At 54.1% G+C, this 22371-nt stretch carries 17 protein-coding genes; all 17 read right to left on the reverse strand.

Translation table 11 applies throughout. From position 1 onward, the window contains the following. Positions 1-267: 267 nt before the first annotated feature. Positions 268-831, reverse strand: a complete 564-nt coding sequence (locus V1587_RS15420) for a hypothetical protein (protein WP_371898604.1) — start codon at positions 829-831, stop codon at positions 268-270. Between the two features lie 8 nt (positions 832-839). After that, positions 840-5264: an RHS repeat-associated core domain-containing protein gene (locus V1587_RS15425; RefSeq protein ID WP_371898605.1), complete on the reverse strand. Its 4425-nt coding sequence runs from the start codon at positions 5262-5264 to the stop codon at positions 840-842. Between the two features lie 3 nt (positions 5265-5267). Then, positions 5268-5708, reverse strand: coding sequence for a DcrB-related protein (locus V1587_RS15430; RefSeq protein ID WP_167211171.1), 441 nt, complete (start codon positions 5706-5708; stop codon positions 5268-5270). A 73-nt stretch (positions 5709-5781) separates the two neighbouring features. Beyond that, the gene (locus V1587_RS15435; protein ID WP_371898606.1) at positions 5782-6858 is read right to left on the reverse strand and encodes a hypothetical protein; all 1077 of its coding nucleotides are present in this window, start codon (positions 6856-6858) and stop codon (positions 5782-5784) included. A 3-nt stretch (positions 6859-6861) separates the two neighbouring features. Further along, positions 6862-7410: a hypothetical protein gene (locus V1587_RS15440; RefSeq protein WP_371898607.1), complete on the reverse strand. Its 549-nt coding sequence runs from the start codon at positions 7408-7410 to the stop codon at positions 6862-6864. A 75-nt stretch (positions 7411-7485) separates the two neighbouring features. After that, complete coding sequence (locus tag V1587_RS15445; protein WP_371898608.1) at positions 7486-7920, reverse strand: hypothetical protein; 435 nt, start codon at positions 7918-7920, stop codon at positions 7486-7488. 58 nt (positions 7921-7978) lie between these two features. After that, positions 7979-10519: a type VI secretion system Vgr family protein gene (locus V1587_RS15450; protein WP_371898609.1), complete on the reverse strand. Its 2541-nt coding sequence runs from the start codon at positions 10517-10519 to the stop codon at positions 7979-7981. 64 nt (positions 10520-10583) lie between these two features. Then, positions 10584-11018: a hypothetical protein gene (locus V1587_RS15455; protein ID WP_371898610.1), complete on the reverse strand. Its 435-nt coding sequence runs from the start codon at positions 11016-11018 to the stop codon at positions 10584-10586. Positions 11019-11127: 109 nt separating this feature from the next. Further along, positions 11128-11475: an immunity protein Tsi6 family protein gene (locus V1587_RS15460; protein ID WP_371898611.1), complete on the reverse strand. Its 348-nt coding sequence runs from the start codon at positions 11473-11475 to the stop codon at positions 11128-11130. A 258-nt stretch (positions 11476-11733) separates the two neighbouring features. Continuing rightward, entirely contained in the window at positions 11734-12834 is a 1101-nt protein-coding gene (gene tri1 / locus V1587_RS15465; RefSeq protein WP_371898612.1) for an ADP-ribosylarginine hydrolase Tri1, read from the reverse strand. 37 nt (positions 12835-12871) lie between these two features. Continuing rightward, entirely contained in the window at positions 12872-13252 is a 381-nt protein-coding gene (locus V1587_RS15470) for an immunity protein Tsi6 family protein (RefSeq protein WP_371898613.1), read from the reverse strand. Positions 13253-13332: 80 nt separating this feature from the next. Next, a complete protein-coding gene (gene tri1, locus V1587_RS15475) occupies positions 13333-14403 on the reverse strand; it encodes an ADP-ribosylarginine hydrolase Tri1 (protein ID WP_371898614.1) in 1071 nt (356 codons plus the stop codon). 315 nt (positions 14404-14718) lie between these two features. Further along, entirely contained in the window at positions 14719-15129 is a 411-nt protein-coding gene (locus V1587_RS15480; protein WP_371898615.1) for a hypothetical protein, read from the reverse strand. A gap of 231 nt (positions 15130-15360) precedes the next feature. Beyond that, the gene (locus V1587_RS15485) at positions 15361-16779 is read right to left on the reverse strand and encodes a serine/threonine protein kinase (protein ID WP_395314409.1); all 1419 of its coding nucleotides are present in this window, start codon (positions 16777-16779) and stop codon (positions 15361-15363) included. A gap of 24 nt (positions 16780-16803) precedes the next feature. Then, complete coding sequence (gene tssH, locus V1587_RS15490; protein ID WP_371898617.1) at positions 16804-19419, reverse strand: type VI secretion system ATPase TssH; 2616 nt, start codon at positions 19417-19419, stop codon at positions 16804-16806. A gap of 38 nt (positions 19420-19457) precedes the next feature. Next, a complete protein-coding gene (tssG, locus tag V1587_RS15495; protein ID WP_371898618.1) occupies positions 19458-20501 on the reverse strand; it encodes a type VI secretion system baseplate subunit TssG in 1044 nt (347 codons plus the stop codon). Continuing rightward, positions 20498-22369: a type VI secretion system baseplate subunit TssF gene (gene tssF / locus V1587_RS15500; RefSeq protein ID WP_371898619.1), complete on the reverse strand. Its 1872-nt coding sequence runs from the start codon at positions 22367-22369 to the stop codon at positions 20498-20500. The genes tssG and tssF overlap by 4 nt, the downstream gene beginning before the upstream one ends. Positions 22370-22371 lie beyond the last annotated feature (2 nt).

A 22371-nucleotide genomic window follows, 5' to 3' on the forward strand; every position in this document is an offset into this window, starting at 1 on the left:
TTGCTTCAACTCGCCATCATCCTGCAGCGTAAAGACGCACAATTGCAGAGGGGATGTTTGGTATTGCTCTAAAGCCTTGGCGTATTTTTTAACATCATGAAACTCGTTTCTTTTTTCTACAAGAGATGTAAATCTTTTTTCATATGTTTATTCATTATTAATAGCAAATAAACCTCCTCACCTATGAAAAGGGGCATAAGAAATAAATGCTTTTAGAAGCAAGGAGGTATCTAAAACAGTGAATATTAATTATTAAGAAATTAAAAACTAACCAAAAAAGAATTTCTTAAACCCTTCCGCCTCAACATCTTTTAGTTTGGTTTTAAGCATCAAATCGATATCCTCCAGGAAATCCCCTCGAAAATTAAAATCATCATCTGTAGCATCACCATCATAATTATTTTGTTCTATCTCAATGGCAGAACAAAAAGCATCCAAAAAGTTAGCTAGGGAACCGGAAATGATAAAGTTGCGTTTTTGAATGCTACCATAAACAGGAGATGTTAAATTTTGGGTATCACAAAAAAGAACGTCACCATTTCTTTCAGCAAAGATTATATATTCATCGCGCCAAGCTGTATCATTTTGAACTCGCCAACCGGATAATATTTCATTGAGATCGTGAGGCTCAATAATCTGTAAATAGAAAGTACCATCAAATGTTGGACGGTCATTTAAAATTAAATGACGATAAAAAAAATCAACCTCCCCATTTATATTCACGGGAAAAGAAGTCTCATTTTCATCGTCTGTATAGTCTATCTCTCCCATATTCAAATCATTCATTTTGAATTTGTTCGCAAGATTTTGGACTGCATTTTTTATGTTCATCTTTCCACCTATAATTGCTTACATCGTTGTCTAGATTTTAGTGTTCTTTCTCTATCTATTAAGCGCCCGCGCGTCGAGTTTTTAGTATTCCCTCTATGTCCTTGATCACCATGGACATGCTCATTGAACTTGTCGGGATGGTTATGATTTTTCAAGAAAACAATATTCCTCGGATCACCTTGCCATTTAGAACCAAGTGTACCATTGCCTTCTACCGAGTTGATATGATGCCCAGTATAGCCTGCCCGTGACATCACGGAGGTAAGACTCTTGTTCGGAGTCTTCAATATTAAATCTCTCTCATGCGCTGTCCAATTCCTGGTGCCAGCCCCACCATCCTGCAATAAGGCTTTTTCTTGCACCCATGCCCTAGAGATAGCAGAGCTTCGAGCTCCGTTTTGAGCAGAAAGGGAATCGTGTGGGCGGTAGCGAATCAGATCTTCAGGAGTCAACCCCCACGGATCCACCCACCCCAGCGCATTCGGCGCATACTGGTAAAGGTTTATCCCCCCCGCCAGCCCTATCGGGTCCTGCTGCGTAAACCGCCCGCAGTCCGGGTCATAATACCGGAACAGATTGTAGTGCAGCCCTGTCTCACGGTCCAGGTATTGCCCCTGCATCCGCAGGTTCTGAGAATATCCTGATACCTGCGTCTCGCTTTCCCGCAGTAGCTTGCCCCAGGCGCTGTTCACGCCTTCCCAGCGCACCTGCCCTTCGATATCCGTCATCCGCTCCGGCGTGCCGTTGGGCTGGCAGTGGAACCAGAAAATCTCCGGAGCATCAACGCCGTCAATACGCGCCAGCGGGTCGTAGCTGTCCTGATCGCTGTAGACGTAGGTCAGCGGCACATCCCCGTGCACTTCCTGCAGCAGGCGGAACCCTTCCCAGACAAACCGGGTGGTGACCGGCTTGCCGGTTGGCTGTCCGCCCAGCATCTGGCGGCGCGTTTTGCTGACGCGTCGACCGAGCGGATCGTAGCGGAAGCTGACCTGCGTCTGCGGCTTGTTACGGTCCCGCGGCTGGCTGATGACCTCCGTCAGGCGATGTTCGCCGTCGTAGCGGTAGTGCCAGCGGGTCTGGCCGTTATCCTTCTCCACGGTGCGGCCGTGGATGTCATAGCGCCAGCGAATGCCATTCAGCTGCGTCAGGCGGTTGTGCGTGACCTTCTCAGCAGATCCTTCGAGCGGGTTACCGGCCGCATCCCAGCGCCACTGCTCCTGGCCGGGCAGCGTACCGTCCTGAACGAGCAGACGCCCGGCGCTGTCGTACTGCCAGCGGTACCAGCTGAACGGGTTATCGTCCCGCTCTTCGCGCACCAGATTATTGCGGTAGTCGTAATCCCAGCGGCGGGACCAGCGGCGCGGCGACGGGCGCTGGGCATTGCCGGTAAAGACGTCCCGGCGATGCAGGCGGCCGAGGCGGTCGTACTCGCTGCGGGTGGTCAACAGCCCCTGGGTGCGGCTGGTCTCACGGTGGAGTTCGTCGCGGGTAAAATCGGAGACCGACAGCTTATCGAGAGCAATGCTGAGCAGATGCCCGCTGCCGTAGTAGAACTGCTTCAATTCGCGGCCATCGGGCAGCGTGACGGAGGTGCGGTTGCCCAGCGCGTCATACTCCCACGCCAGCTCGCCGTGCTCGCCCGCTTCTCGCGTCACGCGACCGAGCGCGTCATACTCAAAGACGAGCTCCTGCTCTGCCTCGGTGGTCCACGCGTCGGCTGAAAGCGCAGGATGCAGCCCAATCCGGCTTAACAGCCCGGACGGCGTGTAGTGGTAGCGTGTCTGCCCTTCCGGCGTGGTACGCGCGACCAGCTGGCCACTCGCGCTCCAGGCGAAGGCGTGGGTGATGGCCTCCGGATGACCGGCGGCAAACGTGCGCGCTATCGTGCGCCCGCAGGCATCGTAGCGATACTGCGAGGCTACGCCATCGAGCCCCACCTCTTCCAGCAGCAGCGAGTCAGGCCCCCAGCGGAACTGATACGCTTCGCCGTTCTCGTTTTCAAGGGCAATCAGACGCCCGCGGCTGTCCCAGCGGCGGCGCACCTCTTCACCCTGTGTATTACGGGTGGCGGTTAAGCGCCCCGCCTCATCGTATCTGAACTCGCTCTCTTTCCCGTCGGCGCCCGCATGCTTTACCGGCAGGCCACGTTCGTTCCATTTGAGCGATTCCGTCCAGCCTTCCGGGCGGTCAAGCTGCACCGGACGCCCTGCGGCGTCGTAGCGGTAGCGCGTCTCTTCGCCGTCGGCGGCTATCTCAGCCACCAGCCAGCCCAGCGGATGATAGCGATAGCGGGTAATACGCCCAGAACAGTCCGTCGAACGAACGATCTGCCCGGCCTCGTTGTACTCCTGGTAGCGGCTGTTTCCGGCGGTATCGACCTCTTCAACGACCTGGCCGAACTCGTCCCGGCGCAGCTGCGTCGTCTGCCCCATCGGGTCCACCACGCGCTTCAGCCCGTGGTGTTCGTCGTACCAGAACCGGGTGGCGCTGCCGTCGGCTTCGATAATGGCTGCAGGAAGCGCGCGGTGCTCCAGCCAGGTGGTGGTGCGGGTATTGCCGTCGGCATCGGTCTCCTGCACCCGGTTGCCCATTTCGTCGTAGACGAAGGTGACGGCGTTTCCGAGCGGATCGATACGACGCGTCAGAAGCTCGTTGTCGTCCCACTCGTAGCGCCAGTTTTCACCGCGTTCGTCCACGTAGCGGACGATTAGATTTTGCGCGTTCCAGTAGTGGCGGCGCGTCTGGCCGTCGTAGTGCTCGACGGTCGTCAGCCCGGCGGCTAAATCGTAGCTAAAGCGGCAGCCGTCGCCGGTGCTGGTGCGGTTTTCCACCACGCGCCAGTGGTCGAATTTTTTCCATCGGTATTCGCTCTCCAGACCGCCCGGCATCCGGTGCCAGACCATCAGGCCGTGGTCGTTGTAACGGTATTCACGCGTCACCACGCCGGAGGCATCCGTCGCGCTCGCCAGCTGGCCGCGCGCGTCGTAGCCCCACTGCATCAGCGGCCATGTCTGGCTGCCGTCGAAATGGCTGGCTGCGGTAACGCGATGCGGGAAGCGCTCATCTTCATATCGCAGGGTAACGTCTATTGCCCGCGGCTCGTCGTGAAGACCAACCAGCCTGCCGTGCTCGTCCCACGCCGTCAGCAGCGCATTGCCGTACTCGTCGCTGAGGGAGGCCAGACGCAGGATGGATGGATTCGCGCGGGTCGGTTTATACAGACGCCACACCGCGCCGTCATCGTCGGCAATCGCCACGTCGCCGCCCTCATTGCGGCGGATGATAATGCCTTCGCTGATGCTGTAAAACGCGCGGTCGACCGGCGGCAGCTCAAAGCTCAGCTCGCGCCCGGTTTCGTCGAACCAGGTCGCATTGTTATCTTCCAGCGTCAGATAGCTGTCAAAAGTCGTTGCCCAGCCCAGACCAAACAGCCCTTCGCGGGTCGTCAGGCTGTTGTAGCTGCGCTGCCAGCGAAGCGGGAAGCGCCCCGGCAGCGAGAAGTCGAGCTCATCGTCGTCGTTCAGCACCTTCACGCCGGTGGCGGCGTGAACCGGGTGCGAGGAGCCAAACACGGCGTTGACGGCCATATCCGCCAGCATCCCACCGCCGGCTGCGGCCAGCGCGCAGGGCATGTTTTTCAGGATCTTGCCCGGACGCCCGCGCAGCAGGGAGAGCGCAATCATCCCCAGCGCCAGACCCGGCGTTTTACCGCTTTTGATATCGCGGACCGTGAGCGTGTCCCCGCCGATGATCACGTTCGGGGAGACGTCGTCGGAAACGGTGCCTTCGCAGGTGGTGCGATCTTTCGCACGCACCGCAGGCTGTCCGTTGATAAAGACGCTTTTGGAGCCTTCAGCCAAATACTGCGGCCCGGAGTGCTTTTCGCACGCCACCTTGTCTTCTTCCAGCGGCGAGGTTCCCGCGGCGGCCGAGGCGACGCTCGGCTGCCACATTTCGCTGCCAAACTGTCCGGCGGCGGAAAGCAGCATGCCTGCGTAATCGGCAAAGCTGCCGGGCGACTGCGGCTCAGGGGACGGTGTATCGGCAGGCGTCAGCGTGCCTGCCGCACGTGCGGCGGGGATTGCGTTGGTCAGTACGTTGTTCGAACCGGTGGTAATTTTACCCGCAGGCGACGGCGGGAAAAGCGCATTGCCTAACCCTTCCGCAGCGTTGCTGATATCGTCGGTGATCCCTGCCACGTTCGCCAGCACGCCACCGATAATCCCGCTTAACAGACAGCTGGATCCAATCGCCGCCACGCCTGCAGCTGCTGCACCAGCCCCCAGCAATGGCGCCGCTACGGTTGCTGCTGCGCCCACCGCCGCGCCGATCACCGCGTAGGCGGCACCTTCCGCGACGATGCTGGTGATGTCAGCAAAAATGCTGGAGTGAATAATCTCGTCGCCCTTACGGGCCGCGTTGTTATCGCTCATGCCTTACACATTCCGGTTGTCGTTTAGCGTCAGACTCTGCTTCAGCGCGCTCCAGCGCACCTCATCCTCTTTGGTAAAGGCTCTGAGCGCCGAGAGGGTAAAAATCATCAATACCGGTTTACCCGGCGTCTGCACGGCCAGCTGTTTTTGCCACAGGCGCTGCCCGTTACGGTCAAACGTCGTCTCAACTTCCAGCCCGTTAATTTTTCCGTCAGGCCCGGCTTTTACGTTCCTAAATTCGCTCTGGGCAATCTCACCCATCTGAGGACGCAGCACATCCCACTGGCGGTGAAATTCTTGTTCGTAGTCGCTGCCATCGGGAATCACGCCGCGGCTGACCACCACGGACAGCCCGCTTTCGTCATCGCGAATAATGTTCATGCTGTTATCCTGCCAGGCAGCAGGAAAAAGGGAAAATGAACCTTCCTGGAGGGTGTATTTCATAAGTGAACTCGGGATGATTAATAGTGAGAGAAACAAAAGAGGCCAATCCATGCTGGCCTTTTGGCTGGCTGTTTTATTTACGCCACTGACCTGACTGTTCGACTAAAACATGGCTGCCTTTACTGACAACCAATTTCACAGGCGCATACGTCACGGTGTAAACGATCTCGCCATTCTTGTACGTTGAGCCGATTATTTTACCTGCGGAGTCGTGTAACGTTTTTCCCTTTAAGGAGATCGTACTGTTATCCCTTTTGCGCACGCCGAGATAAAACATCTCGTCACATTCGCTCTCGAAATGTCCGCACTTGTTTATAAGCGAAATAGCGAACTTTCCGGTGTCCAGTTTTCTGGTTTCAGCGTGATGAACCGAAGCGGCTTTACGTAACGTATAACGCACCGGAGCATAATCATTTCCTTTTTGAGGAGGAGTAGCTAAACGCCATTCCATTTCACCCCCCTTTATTTCCAGAACAGCCCGTCCGCCTATGCCACCAAACGATGAGTTGAACTCTACGTTGGCACGGTTTCCCGCAATAGTACCGCTAAGATTTCGCTCATCTTCTTCCGGGCAGTCGATGCGATTCCCTCGCTGGGAGATATAGCAATAAGACCCGGTGATACGGTTGCCTGATTCAGCTAACTGCAGGGTTAACGTCGAGTCGTTCCCGTTTTCACCAGCCCACGTCCCGTCAAACGCGGGTCCTGACTGGCTGTTTTTTGCAAACTGCTTCGTATTAAATCTGGCGGCCCATCGCTGAATATCGGCATTAATGAGCTGACTATTATCAGAGGACTGGTAATGGATAATGTTTGACTCCGGAACCACCCAGGCCGCAAAGATTTTGCCGTCAGGATTGATAACCAGCGCGGATGCATTCTCCTGGTAGAGATCCTTTAGCCAGCCCTCGACAAACAATCCTCCACCTGTGGTGGTATGCGGTTCGCCGAAGACATCAAAGTTATCAATAAAGGTCTGGTAATGATTTCCCAGCGTTTTTCTGAGATTGTCTGTCACTTCGCTGTCGTTAACGATGCGACTGACCGTATCGAGGTTATTGTATTGCGATAATTCAAGTGCCGATGACGTTTCAACGACGCCTGTCAATAAAGCCGTGAACAATACGGCTGCCAGATATTTTTTGGTCATAAATTATTCTAAAGAGCCATTATTGTAATTCATTGTTATTTTTACAACCTTGCCGCCATTTATCTCAAAAGAGATGAGTTTTTTACCCGATTCGTAGCTAATCCACTGCTCCCCGGCATCATTGTCGACCTGACCGGTGCCGTATGCGTGGTTTAGTTCCTCTCTCGTTGAACCCACATGGACACCGCGCGGCGTTGCGAAGTCTTTGGCAGTCAGCGTAATTTGAGACACGATATAATCATCAACGCTTCTTTCCGCTTTATCCCACCAGAGGTTGGAAGTGAATATTTCTACTCCAGCGTTTTGATGCTGAAAGAATTTATAGTGGATTCCATCAAAAGGAACCTCACCGATAAAACTGCCTTCCACCGGCACGTCAATTTTACGGGCAATATCAGGCGTCCATCTGTCGCCCAGAGCGACAGGCTGGTCTTTGATCTGCACGGAAAAATCCTGTTTAGTCAGAATGGATGGCATAGCCTGAGCAAATACCGCATAACTGCTTAAACAGATAGAAATTAGGAAAAAAAAAGCAGAAATGCGTTTTTTCACGGTAACCGTCATTTACAGGATATATATTATGCTTCTCACCACTTGAAAAAGCGGTGAGTCATGGAATCAGTATTCTTAGTCTGCACCAATAACGACCGCACTCAGGCAGTCAGGTTTTTTTACCGTGAAACTGAAGCTTACTTTTTGTCCATTCATATCCTTTGGCGCTGTATAACTGGTCACTTCGTTCTCCGAACGTCCTCGTGGATAATCAGTTAGCGTCAGCTGCGGATAATGTTTTTTAACGGAGTCGAGAGTGATGCACTGGCCTGACGGTGAAAAATTCAGTAACGGTGCCATACCGCCACTTTCTTTACTTAAACGTAAATCAATTGCTGTAATGTTCGTTCCATCCGCAAGTTTGACATCGTCGGCATTGTAGAAATTGATATATTCATTCTGTTTCGTTAGCTTGAACGACAACGGAGCGTCGCTCAGACTGGTAACAGACAACGTTTTAAGTGAAGCGCTCATTTCTGCAATGAACTGCCAAAGATCCTGTTTCTGCATGTTACCTCCTGCCATTCCCGTGGTTAATAAAGCCGCAAGCACAGTACCCGTTTTTAGACTATGGATAATTTTTATCATACCAACCGCCATAATAATCTTCGTAATATTGCCCTGTGGTAGACGTTTGTTCGCCTTTACCAAAGATGCGGCCTATCTGCGTTCGCGCTTCACTTTCCTTTATAGCCCCGCGTTCGAGAGAATCATAGATACGATTATATTGTGTCTGATTTGCCGGATTGCCCGCAATACCGATATCCCCACCCTTGTTGGCTATGATTTCGCGTTGGACCCGGATATTGTTCAACGTTGCAGCGCCTTCATCACTGAGTGTGCTGTTGAGGTAGGCCTCGCGTGAAGAAACATCAATATTGGGCTCATATAAAGCGTGGCCACTCTCATGCGAAAGAGACTGAACGACCTCATCCGGATTACCGAGCTCATTTTTATCAACGGTAATAACTCGCTTTTGACGATTTGCAAACGTCCCTTTGCCTGGTTCACCTTCTTCAAATGTCCAGCCTCGTTTCTTTAACGTAGCGATGTCATTTTTCATCGTCGGTGATTTATCGACAAGACTATCTACATCCTTTCCATATCCGCTTGAAGGAACATTGGATGCTGGAGGCGTTGCGTTTTTAGAGGTTTCGGCAGGCGCGCTTGCAGCCGCACCTGCCTTACTCTCCTTTCCCGGCGAAAACTTCGCCTGCACCGCCGCATCAATATCCCCCTTATGCCCCGATCCCGGTGCCGTTGTGCCCGGCTTGGTGCCCGAGGTATTCAGATGCAGCTTACCGCCCGTGGTGATATACCCATCCCCTTCCACGAAGAAGTTAAACTCTTTGCCGATGAGGTTAATCTTGCCGTTAGCATTCAGCTCAATTGCACTCTCACCGGAGACCAGCCGCAGCTTCGTCCCGGAAGCAATGACGTACTGCTCCACCGCCGCATCCAGCTTGCCTTTCCCCGTCAGGATCTCTGTGCCGCCCTTCACCGCCTGGATCTGATTCGCCTCCACGCGATGCAGTTCATTTTTCTTCACGTAATGGCTGCGCGCTCCGCCGACGCTGTGCGTTTCATCATTTTTAACGCTGGTGTCCATGTTGCGCTCGGCCTGGATCCACACCTGCTCTGCACCCGCCTTGTCCTCAAAGCGCAGGGCGTTGGCGTTGTCGACGGAACCGTCTTTCGTGCGGCTCATAAAGCCCATCTGCGTGGCCGCAGCCGGCAGCGCCCACGGCGGCATGCTCGCGTCGTTGTACACGCGACCGGTAATGATCGGACGGTCCGGGTCGCCGTTGATAAAGTCCACCACCACCTCGTCGCCGACGCGCGGGATCTGCACCCCGCCGTAGCCCTGGCCCGCCCACGCGCTCGACACGCGCACCCAGCAGGAGCTGGTGTCATCGCCCTTCGCCAGACGGTCCCAGTGGAACTTCACCTTCACGCGACCGTATTTGTCCGTCCAGATACTCTCGCCGTTCGGGCCCACCACCTTCGCCGTCTGCGGGCCGTAGGTGCGCGGCCACGCCGTGGTCTGCGCCGGACGGTACACCACCGCCGCCGGGATGACCGTGAAATCGGTACGGTGAATGGTCTCCCCCTCGCCGCTGGCATAGCGGTTCTCTTCGAGGTGGTAACCCGCCGCCGTCACCAGATACTCACCGTTGTCGCTGAAGAACGGCGCGTTGGTTAAGGTGAAGGTGTGGCCTGGCGCAATCCCCGCCGCCGTCGCGGTGGCCTGAATCTGCTGATGCTCAACCTGCCAGCGCTCCTGACGGATACGGGCATAGAACTCCCCGTGCCCCTTGTCCACAAAGCGACCCGGCCAGTCGTACACGTCAATACTGCCCGGCTTCGGCGACGCCGGGTTCTGCTGGGCCTGGAACAGCCACGCGTTCGGCTTGCGGAAGTCATAGTCGTCGAGGCTGTAAATCCCCGGCGTCACGCTGTCCTCCAGCGCCCACTGGCTGATGCCCTCTTCGTCCGTACTGCCGCCCGACGGCGTCTGGTGGTAAGGAATGACCTCATAGCCGCTGAACGGCTGATGCTGCGTCGCGGCGTCGGTGAGTACCAGGGTATGTTTGTCCGCCTCGTGGCGGAAGTGATAGGCAATCCCCTCCAGCTCCATCAGGCGGCTGATGAAGTCCAGGCTCGACTCCTGATACTGCACGCAGTAGTCCCACACCCGGTAGCTGCCGGTGAGTTTGTCCTCAACGTTGACCTGATGCTCGCCAAGCAGGGTTTTCACAATCTGCGGCACCGTCTGGCCCTGGAAGATACGCAGGTTACGGTCGCGCTTCATCGGCCACAGGTCCGGCTCCACCGTCAGCTGGTAGACCGCATAGCGGGTACCCGTCAGCTCAACGGCGCTGACCGCCACGCGGGTAATCTTGCCGTTTATATAGCGGGACGCCAGCAGATTCTGCGTCGGGATGGTCACCGTGACCGGCTGCCCCAGCAGCCTGCTGCGGTCAATGCGCGCGTCCGTGCCGAGCACGGTCAGCGTCAGCGCAAACGACTCAGACATCGCCTCGCGGCCCGTCAGTTTCCAGAACAGAAGCCCCTCCACCGGGAGCTGAACGGTAATTCGGTTGAGCATAATCTTTATTCCACTATGGACTAATCTCAGTGTTGATTGAGATATTTTTTATTTAATATCGTGCTTATTTAAGCCATAAACCTGAAAACATAAGGACGCTACCCAGGGAAACTACGCTTTTAACAACGATAAGTAAGCCAGGCGCAACGACGCGTGTTAAAGACGATATCGCTTCATAATTTTCAGCATTGTATTTTTTGTGCCCCCTTATAATCCCGGAAAAGATCGTGCAGAGCAGCACAACGGTAACTTTTAGTCCCCATACGCACAGGAAAGACATGGAAAAGATAATCGAATATTGTTTCGCCGTTGCGATGGAGAATAATGACATTGACTGCGCGAACCATTTCAACGTAAAGCCAATGCCAACCGTAGCCACCAGCACCAGAACAAACATTAACCCGGCCAGGAGCCATTGATTTTTGTTGAAAAAATCTTTTCCATTCCAGATATAGGCTAAAGTGATAAGAGTGAAAAATATACAGCCAATCCATTTCATCTTTTCATTCTCCACTCAATTTTTACTCATCGCCATGCAAACAGTAAAAATAAAACCAATCGGGCTAGAAAGTTCACAGCTTATCAGACATTAAAACAAAGAATCTTAATCACTTGCGATTTCTTTTTTGTCTTTTCAAATATTCCACATCTTGTTCATGAGGAAGAATGATCTTTAACCCTTGCCCCATCTGCGAAGCTATATAATTTGCATTAGATAAATGCTCAGCAAGCTCGGCATCTGTTGTATCAAATTCTTTGGACGCGAGTGACCCTAGGTTCAACGCATGTAATTTACTTCTATCTTTTTCAGCACCGATTAAAAGAGATTTAATATAATCCAACTGACACTTCACCATAACATATAGTGAAAAATCAGGTTTTATTTCTAATCGTTGATTGATTATATCAATGGCATCATTAATGTAATCCAGACCGGTATAGTTTTCTTTACTCATGTGCATTCTTACACCGATTTTTATCTTGAAAAATACTCTATCCTTCCATCTTTTTGCTGGTGAGGTCGTTTTTTAACCGAAAATATAAGGTGCGAGAAAACAACATTACCTAACAGGTGTATTTTATTGCTGAGCAATTCAATATATTTTCAGTGCTGGCTAGGTGAGTTTTTTCTCACATATAACTTCACATTAACACGACATTTTCTGTTCAACTGAATAGCACGCTACAATAGCCGTGCCATAGGAATTATTCAATTATAATAAATTGTCCTCAGGTGCTCTATCGAATAACTCACCTGCCATTGTGGCGATACGTTCGTGTTGCACGAGTTTATCTTTCCAGTCCTGCGGAATTCCGGAATAACCATATAATGCCCCCGCGATTTGTCCCGCCGTCGCTGCAACGCTATCAGCATCATCGGCAAGGTTAGCTGCCAGTAGAATGGCATCACGGAAATTATCAGTATTCCATACGGACCACATCGCGGCCTCAAGCGTATCGATAACATAACCACTTGAACGAATCTGATCGCGAGTTTTTTGCTTATACTCACCCGCGTTGATTATCATTACACGTGGCTGAAGCGGCATGACGTGCGGAGAAAAAACAAAATCTTTATTGCTACCGTTAATCATATGCACAAGCAAATAACTTAAATACTGTGTACTATTTATTGCTTCCGCGGCACCGTGTGTTGCGATACTTTGTTTTTTAGCTTCATAAAACGCTTTGCTTAATGATTTTCTAAAAAAAATAGAGACAGGTGCTTGTCTGATAATGGAAGCATTACCTGCAGTCTCTGGCGCTGTATTACCGCTCCACCCAGGACCAACAGTTAAATATTGGTCTAAAGCAAAACGAGTTGTATTACCTATATCAAAACAGATGCCATTTGAACTGTTATAACCATGCCGATACCATTCCAGAAGCTTATTCCTGAAGCATATAGTATCAGCATCACCTTTCTCAAGAAGCGTTTCCGCAAGACATAATGCCATGGATGTATCATCCGTCCATTCGCCTGCGCGAAGTCGAAATGGCCCACCACCTGTCATATCGTTGACGTGTACTTTGTCTCGAGGTAAAAACTCAAGCGTAGTACCTACAGCATCTCCTACAGCAAGACCAATAAGCGCACCGACAGCACGATCCCGTGATTCAGCCAGGGAGATGTTACATGATGGTGTTAAGTCCCATTGTTTTTGTACATCACTATTTGAGGGTGATTCTAAGGGTTTATTATCATAAGTATACTGCTGCCTCCGCTGGACGGAAGGATTGCTAATCGGTAAGTATTCGCGATATTTATCAACATATTTCATCAGGATATTCAAATTAGCATGTAAATCTATCATCCATCACCTAAAATATAGTTACATTCAATATCGCATCCTAAAATTCATCAGGATATCTCATCTTTAGGTTTTGTTGCTTTATTGTGTAATTGGCGTCAACTTCGTGCGGTAGCCTAACCTTTAACCCTCGACGTATTTGATCCACAATAAACCAGGCATCCGACAACCTTTCAAAAAACAACTCATCAGAATTATCAAACGCCTTCGCTGCATACATACCGAAAGTCATTTTCCATAATTTTGCTTTATCCTTTTCCTTGCCTTCGATTAAATCTCGTAGAAATATTAATTGTTGTACAATAGAGTCGTACATTTGTAAAAGCGGGGATTGGGGATCACGATTCTTGACGTCTGCATATCTCTTCTGTGCTAAAGTTAATGCTTTATCAACGTAACCAAAAATTGTCATTTCATTCATTACAGTAGATTCAGTTAACTAACCATTCCACATCTGATCGCAAGTCATCATATCCCTTCGCTTACCCTTGGTAATGCTAACTATAAAAAATTATCCTGAGGTGCTCTATCGAATAACTCACCTGCCATTGTGGCGATACGTTCGTGTTGCACGAGTTTATCTTTCCACCCCTGCGGGATACCGGAATAACCATATAATGCTCCCGCTATTTGTCCCGCCGTCGCCGCAACGCTGTCAGCATCATCGGCAAGATTGGCGGCCAGCAGAATCGCATCGCGGAAATTATCCGTATTCCATACGGACCACATCGCGGCCTCAAGCGTATCGATAACATAACCACTTGAACGAATCTGATCGCGAGTTTTTTGCTTATACTCACCCGCATTTATGATCATTACGCGCGCGCATAATGGGAAAACATGAGGCGAAAAAGCTTCTTCTTTTTGATATCCGTTAATTAAATAGTGCAATACCAATCCAAGAAATTGGCATGCATTAATTGACTCTACTGCTCCATGAGTTGCTCGACTTTGAGCCTGGGATTCGAAGTAAATCGCACGCAATGATTTTCGACGAAAGATAGAAACCGGAGCTTGACGAATAATCCCAGCATTACCAGCGGTGTGTTTCTCTGTATTACCATACCAGGAAGGCCCGACGCGCATATACTGTTCAAGCGCAAATCGTGTCGTGTCCCCTATATCAAAACAACGACCATTACTGCTATTATCCCCATTTAGGTACCATTTCAGGAGATATTGTCTAAGTACATCGGTATGCATTCTGTTTTCTGAAAGGTAAGTTTCCGCCAGACATAATGCTATAGATGTATCATCTGTCCATTCACCAGGTTTTAATTGAAAAGGCCCGCCGCCAATCATATCCACTACATGTTCGCTGTCTCTTTTCTTGAACTCAAGAGTAGTGCCGACTGCATCCCCAACAGCCAAACCCACCAGTGCCCCAAGCGCTTTATCACGTGAAACATCTTCAGTCGTAATTAAAGGTAAAGTTGCATCCCAGGCTTGTGAAGAACTCAAATTATCAATACTGTTGCTTCTTATTGCCTTACGGACATTAACTGGCATGTATGTATGATAGCGATCGGCATAATGATTGATTACTGAATCTTCGGAATGAAGGTCGATCATGGTATTTCCTTTAATTCTATATTCGTTATACCAAGTTCATCTGACCTGCTGATAACCTCAAACGATGTATTCGGCTTAAATAGCACGTCAGTCTCTGTTGCAATGAACTCTGAAAGGAAGTCAATTTTCCTACCGGAAAAACCTTCAATACGCATTTGGATAGGACCGCTGAAGCCTCGATTAACATCAGTACTAAGAAAGACGGGATCGATAACTGTTTTGCCGGGAGTATATCCTTCCAATATGTGCGAAGGTAGGCTGTTCATCCCGCGGTATGTCTTTCCACTAAAGTTCGCATCTGTGATAAAGCGTCATTCAAGAAAGGGGCTTTTCCCTCTTGATCATCCAAAAAACAAGAGAGTAGATTTTCAGTGACTCTGATGTGACAAATAAACCTACATTCAACCAGATGTTTGAAATATCAAACATACTTACTAAAAGTGGGAACAATGAGACCGAACATCTGAATGAAATCAAGCGAAATAATTCCTGAGCAAGGGCAAATTTAACCGCTCCAATCTTTCTCTTAAAGAATAACCAGGCCGAAGTAAACAAAGAGAGTAATAAAAGTAAGTCAAGCACAAAAAAAAGCATGACCAAAATGCTGAAACCATCACCTGCATAATAATGCAACGAATCACTAAACGCTTTTGCATCAGAAATGAATGGAATTCTGTCGTGGCGAACTGAGTTCACGCAATAAAGTAACATTGCGAGAAGATCCATGCTTCCCCAGAAATACCATAGATTGCTATTTAAATGAGCGAGGTTATGTTGTGTACGCCCGATATTGTTATTTACAAAAATGGGGAGGCGCATGTTGGCTTCAACTCAACTCTCCAGGTTAGGATTAAATTCAAAACGCATAAACAGGAGAGACAATCTTTTCGAATTCCTTTGGATGAAGCCTTTGGCTTCGAAGATCGTACGCTTCCATAGCATCTCCTGTTTATATTCCTACGGGTTCACCAGCCAGGTGCCCGGCTTGGTGATATCCAGCGTCTGACCACGCGTTCTTCCGTTGCCCTGCAACTCAATCTTCGTCTCCCCGGCCGGCAGCTTGAGCGATGCATAGCCGTTGGTTCCCGGGCGCAGCGCTTTTGGCTCGCCGTTTACTTTCAGCGTTTCGCCGTCGAGGATGCGGATATAGACCAACGCAACAGGGCTCTCGGCAGGCGGTGGCGTCTGCTGTGCCGTCGCAGGCTCGCTCACCTTCGCCGCTTCTGGCTTCACGTCTGGCGCGTTCGCGGCGGTTTCGGTTGGACGCGTCTCTGCCGGTGCCTGCGCAGCCTGCTCTGGCGCATCGTTACCGCCGCTGAACAGCATCGCCCCGGCGACAACACCCACCAGCACGCCTGCGGCAATCATGCCCGGGATCTTATAGCGACGCCAGTCGAGCAGCGACGCCGGTTTTTCGTCTTCGACCGGAACCAGCATCGTGCCGGGCTTTTTCGCGGTCAGCACATCGTTGATACCGGCGACCGGCATCTCAATCAGCGCGGCGAACTCGTCGATGGACTGCGGACGGTCCTCCATGTGCAGAGCCAGCGCGCGGTCAATGGCCTGCAGCAGCGGAATGGAATAGCCCTGCGGCATGATTTCCACCAGCGGTTTGCAGGTATCCTGAATAGAGCGTACCACGCTGACCGGTGGCGGAGAGCCCACAATCAGGGTACGCAGCACGGCGCCGAGGGCGTAAATATCCGTCCACGGGCCCTGCTCGCTTTCGTTGTCGTCGGTGTACTGCTCAATCGGCGCAAAGCCCGGGCGCAGCATGGTTTCCGTTTCGTCGGAGAGGTTACCAATCGTGCGGCGCGCGGAGCCGAAATCGAGCAGCACCGGCAGGCCGTTATCCTGGATCTGGATGTTATCCAGAGAGATATCGCGGTGCAGGTAGCCTTCGTCGTGGATGGTCTTGATCGCACCGAACAGCATCGGCAGCGTGCGGCGGATCCAGGCTTCGTTGATCAGCTCAGGCTTTTCTTCGCGCAGGCGTGAGAGCGTCGTGCCGCTGTAAAACAGCGTCCCCATGTAGGCCGTGTCGTTTTGCACCCAGAAACGCAGGACGTGCAGCAGGTTCGGATGGTTAAAGCGCGCCAGCAGACGGGCTTCCTGAATAAAGCTGTTCAGGCCCGCGGAGAATGCTTTGCCAAAGCGCTCGCTGCGCAGCACCAGGGTCATGTCGTCGCCGCGTACGGCGAGCGAAGAAGGCATAAATTCTTTGATAGCGATAGTGCGTTCGAGCTGGTGATCCCACGCGCGATAGACAATGCCAAAACCGCCGCCGCCGATCACCTCTTTGATTTCAAACTCGTTGAAGCGGTACCCGACCGGGAGCGCGTTTGGGACAGTCCGATTGTTATCATTATCCGTCATCTTTTACAGTTCTCTTGATGATTATTACGCGGCAAACTGACAGTGAAACTCGCCCTGCTCGCAGGTGACGTGCAGACGTCGATACTGTTCGTCGCTGCGGCTGGCGGTAAGTAAGATCTGGCTCATCTGAGGCAGCAGGGTGTTGGTCAGAATAGCATCCACCATGCGACCGCCGGACTCCACCTCGGTACAGCGCTGAACAATCTGTTCCACCACGCTGTCGTCAAACTCAGAAATAATGCTGTGATTCTCTTCCAGACGGCGCTGAATGCGCTTGAGCTGCAGGCGAACGATCTGCCCCAGCATCTCGTCGCTGAGCGGGTAGTACGGCACCACCAGCAGACGGCCCAGCAGCGCGGGCGGGAATACCTCCAGCAGCGGCTGGCGCAGCGCGCCGCTTAACGCCTCAGGCTCCGGCATCAGCTCCGGATCGGCGCACATGGCGCTAATCAGGTCGGTACCGACGTTGGACGTCAGAATAATAATGGTGTTGCGGAAATCAATGTGGCGCCCCTCGCCGTCTTCCATCCAGCCTTTGTCGAAGACCTGGAAGAAGATCTCGTGCACATCAGGGTGCGCTTTCTCAATTTCGTCCAGCAGCACCACGCTGTACGGGCGGCGGCGGACGGCCTCGGTTAATACCCCGCCTTCACCATACCCTACGTACCCCGGAGGCGCACCTTTTAAGGTGGAGACGGTGTGCGCTTCCTGGAACTCGCTCATGTTGATGGTGATAACGTTCTGCTCGCCGCCGTACAGAGATTCGGCGAGCGCCAGCGCGGTTTCGGTTTTACCGACCCCGGATGGGCCGCACAGCATAAAGACGCCCACCGGTTTGTTCGGGTCGTCGAGCTTCGCCCGCGAGGTTTTCACGCGGCGGGCAATGAGATCCAGACCGTGACGCTGGCCGATAACGCGCTGGTTGAGCGTGTCGGCGAGGTTAAGCACCGCATCGATCTCGTTTTTCACCATCCGGCCCAGCGGGATCCCGGTCCAGTCAGAGACCACCGCGGCGACCACGTTTTCATCCACCGCCGCAAACAGCAGCGGCTCGTCACCCTGCAAGGCATTCAGCGCCTGCTGCTGTTCTGCCAGCTGGCTACGCAGCTCAGCGGTGTCTTCCTCGCCCGCCGCGAACAGCGCCGCGCGCAGGCGAATAATCTCCTGCACCAGGCTGCGCTCTTCTTCCCAGCGCTCGGCCAGGGCTTCGCGTTTTGTTTCATACGCGTCGCGTTCGGCGCGTAACGTTGCTACGCGCTCGGCATCACCTGCCCCCACGCGCGCCTCGCGTTCAGCAATCTCAATTTCCACATCCAGCGCGGCAAGATGGCGCAGGCAGTCTTCCAGATGCGCCGGCGGCGCGCTCTGGCTGACCGCGACGCGGGCGCAGGCGGTATCGAGCAGCGCAACAGCTTTGTCCGGCAACTGACGCGCCGGAATGTAGCGATGGGACAGCTTCACCGCCGCGCTGACCGCTTCGTCGAGCAGCAGGACCTGGTGGTGCGTCTCCAGCGGCGACACGGTGCTGCGCAGCATCAGAATGGCTTTCGCTTCGTCCGGCTCGTGAACCTGCACTGTCTGGAAACGACGGGTCAGCGCCGGGTCTTTCTCGATGTACTTTTTGTATTCCGCCCAGGTGGTGGCCCCGATGGTGCGCAGCTGGCCGCGCGCCAGCGCGGGCTTCAGCAGGTTTGCCGCATCGCCGGTCCCCTGCTGGCCGCCTGCGCCAATCAGGGTATGGATCTCATCGATAAACAGAACGATCGGCGTGGCGCTGGACTGGACTTCGTTAATGAGCGCCTGCAGACGGGCCTCAAACTCGCCTTTCATGCCTGCACCGGCCTGCAGCATGCCGATATCCAGCAGCCACAGCTGAATGTTCTGCAGCGGCTCCGGCACGTCGCCGTCGGCGATACGCAGCGCCAGCCCTTCCACCACCGCCGTTTTCCCGACCCCGGCTTCCCCGGTCAACAGCGGGTTGTTCTGACGACGGCGCATCAGGATATCGACCATCTGGCGGATCTCCTCGTCGCGCCCGACAACCGGGTCAATCTTCCCGTCGCGGGCGCGGGCGGTCAGGTCCTGGCCGTACTGGGCCAGCGTCCCCTGGGCTGCCGGTACCGCACCCGCCGGTGCATCGACGGCGGCAGCGGCCTGCTGCGTCTCTTTGCTGTTGGCGCAGATGGTATCGAACTGCTCGATCAATACCTCGACGTTAAGGCGGGTAAACTGCGCCGAAATGCTTTTCAGCACGTTGGCCAGATTCCAGGTTTTGAGCATGCCGATCAGCAAATGGCCGCCGCGAATACGGCTGACGCCAAACTTCAGCGAGCCGAAGACCCAGGCGCGCTCAACGGCGCTGTCGATATGCTCGGAGAGATCGGAAACGGAACTCGCCCCGCGCGGAAGGACATCCAGCGCCGCAACGATATCGCGCGTCAGCTGCTGTTCATCAAGGGCAAAGTGGCGGATGACCTGCTGCAGATCGCCATCCTGCTGCTGCATCAGCTGATGCAGCCAGTGCACCAGCTCAACATAGGGGTTGCCGCGCAGCTTGCAGAACGCAGTGGCGCTTTCCAGAGAGGTAAATAACAGCGTATCCAGTTTGCCGAAAAGCACGGCACGGCTAATTTCTGACATGTTAGTTTCCATTAACAATGATTCGGTATACGGAAGGATTACCGCTCTGCGCGATACACCAGATCGCCGCGCGGGACAGGCTGCGGCTGAAGGCCCAGCCAGGTGTTATAGCCCAATCGCGCATGACTGCCGAGCGTGGCGCCCTGCACCGCGTCTTCGCGCAGGATCACCCGCGTTTCCCATTCAAACTCCACTCCGGCGTACTGACGCACCCAGTCTCGCAGCTCGGTGACCCACGCTTCGCCCGGGAGAAAGCGGTTGTACTCCTCCGCGCTCAGCGGCCCAATCTCGATGCGAAACTTATGCTGCACGTCGCGGACGGCAACGCCGAGAAAGGCGGATTCACCCATGCGCGGCATGCGGCGCCCTGCTCCCAGCTGCGCCTGCTCGCGTGTGGAGAGCGGCATCCACTGCGGCACGTTGCTGACCAGTTTGACCGGCGCCTTAAAATAGCTGCGCAGGATCTTCTCCAGCCCGTCCGGATCCCGCCCGTGACGGGTCAGGTGCCCGGCGTGGGTAAAGCGGGCGTGCGAGCTCAGGCTGCCTTTGTTCATCTGACCCGGCTGGCCCATACCAATCAGCGACGCCAGATAGCCCTCAAAGCGTTTGTTATCGGCGCGGTCCAGCGAGACGGTGGGCTGCGCATCCGCCCAGGCGCGGTAAAACAGCAGCGCCAGACGATGATGAAACAGATCGGCAAACGCGCTCAGGCTGGTGTCCTGATGATGATAAATACGCTCGCGGGCGTACTCGGTCATGTGGACCGGCAGCGGGCCGTTCGGGCCAAACAGGCCGAAGCTGAGGATAGATACCTCATGCAGCCCGCTCTCTTCCCGCTGACGCACCTGGGCCAGCGTCGACGGAGCAAAACTCATCGACGGCTGCTGGCCGATGCGCAGCGGTTCAAATTTTGGCAGCGGCGCGCGGCCCAGCGGGTAGCGCTCGCCGCCCTGGGCATCAATGCGCCTTAACAGCTGAAACAGATCGTAGCGCCAGGGCGTCTCGCGGACTCTGTGCCAGAACGCATCCGGCAGCTTCGTCAGGCGATGCACGCGCAGCGGTGCAGTGGCGGCGTCACTCATATCAGTGCCCTTTTACCCATGCGCGGCGCCCAGCAGCCAATCTCGCCGCGCTGCTGACTTTTCAGGGTGAACTCCGTAAAGCTGTTGATGGAGACCAGGCGGGCAAAAAGACGCTCCATCACGCTGCCGAAGAGCCACGGGCTGGCACCCGAAAAGGCTCGCTCATCCACCGTCAGGGTAATGCCGATCCCGCGGGCAAACACCACCGGGCCGGGTTCAGGCACGCGGCGGTGAACCGGCTCCAGCACGCAGTGACGAACGCCTTCCACCTGACGCGCCACGGGCGTTTCGGCCAGGTTGGCATACAGCCCTAAAAGCTGGCGCAGCGCGGCCGCCCCTTCCTCGTTGTCACTGTCCATCAGGCTGAGGTAGTTCATCTGCAGCTGGCTGATAAGCCGCCAGGTGCTGAACCCTTCTGCCAGCGCCGGACGCGGCGGCGTCGGGCCTTTACGCAGGGTGAGGGATTTCACCGGCATGGAGTCCGCCATAATGAACTGCCCGAGCTCCTGCTGCAGCATCAGCGGCAGGTCGCGGCTGGTGCAGAGCACCTCGGCAGAGATATAGCGCAGGTTTTCCTGCCAGGGGGCGTGCTGTTCATCCACCAGCGAGACGAAGACCTCCGAGCCGATATAGCCGGTACGGGTGCCGTAGCGCAGGGCATGCTCGGACAGCACGCGCTGTTCACGGCGCAGGGAAAAATAGGCTCCGTAGTTGCCCGCATCACCGCTCCAGGTACTCCAGAACGGGCGAAACGTCTGGTCATCGCGCTGACCATCCGCGCTGCCATAGATTTTTTTGACCGCGTAAATTTCATAATCCAGCGGACGGATGTTATCCACCACCAGATGGTATTCATGCTGGCCTTCATTCAGCTTCTGACGCGCCGCGACCTTTGGGAACAGGTTGATGACCGGCGTACAGTGCAGCGCCAGATGGCTGGCATCGACCACGCGCTCCAGCTGTTCATCCGACTTATCCAGCAGGATAAAGATATCGAAGGCTTTTTCGTCTTCACAGCGCTGGATGAGCGTGCTCAGACCGCTCAGGCTAATGAAGCGGAAACGGGCCGGAAACGCGAAATACTCCTGCAGCAGACGATAGCCGTCAAAGTTGCGCAGATCGTCCGGAAGCAGCGCCTGATCGGGCTCAAAGCCCTCCTGGCGCAGCGCATCCGACGCCAGCAGCTGCCGCTGCGGCTGCGGGCTGACCGTCTGACAGACGATCCCGGCGTGGTGCTCCATCACCAGCTCCAGCAGCTTGAGCGCTTCAATATCCGGACCGGCGAGGAAAAATTCCAGACGGTCGAAATCCAGATGGCCAAGATTTTGCGGGCCGTCGCAGGCGATGCGGATCCGTAAGGCGCTGCCGATCCCCCGCTGGCTCAGCCCCAGCTGCGCGAGCGGCAGATCGGCGGGCACGCCGCCCAGCTCGACCTTGTCAATTTTCAGCGGCAGCAGGTTAACCTCGTGCGCCGTGGTATAGCTGCAGGTCACGCCGGTTTTTTTCAGCGCCAGGCTGTCCATCATGGTACCGCGCGGCACGATGAAGCCCTTGCTCAGGTCACCCCGGCTGCTGTCGGGCTGAATCTCTGCGATCGCCATCGACGGCGTGGGCGCGAGATAGTTAGGCGCAATCATCTCCAGCAGACGCTGGGAGAAGCGCGGAAACTCCGCGTCCATTTTCATCTGCACGCGGGAGGTCAGGAAGGCGAAGCCCTCCATCAGACGTTCGGTATACGGGTCCGCCACTTCGATGCCGCGCATGCCCAGCCGTCCGGCGACTTTGGGGTAGCGTTCGGCAAACTCGGCTCCCATTTCGCGCAGGTAGGCCAGCTCACGGTTGTAGTATTCGAGCAGTTTACTTTCCATGA

It is taken from the genome of Enterobacter sp. ECC-249, assembly GCF_043965265.1.
Lineage (GTDB): Bacteria > Pseudomonadota > Gammaproteobacteria > Enterobacterales > Enterobacteriaceae > Enterobacter > Enterobacter quasiroggenkampii.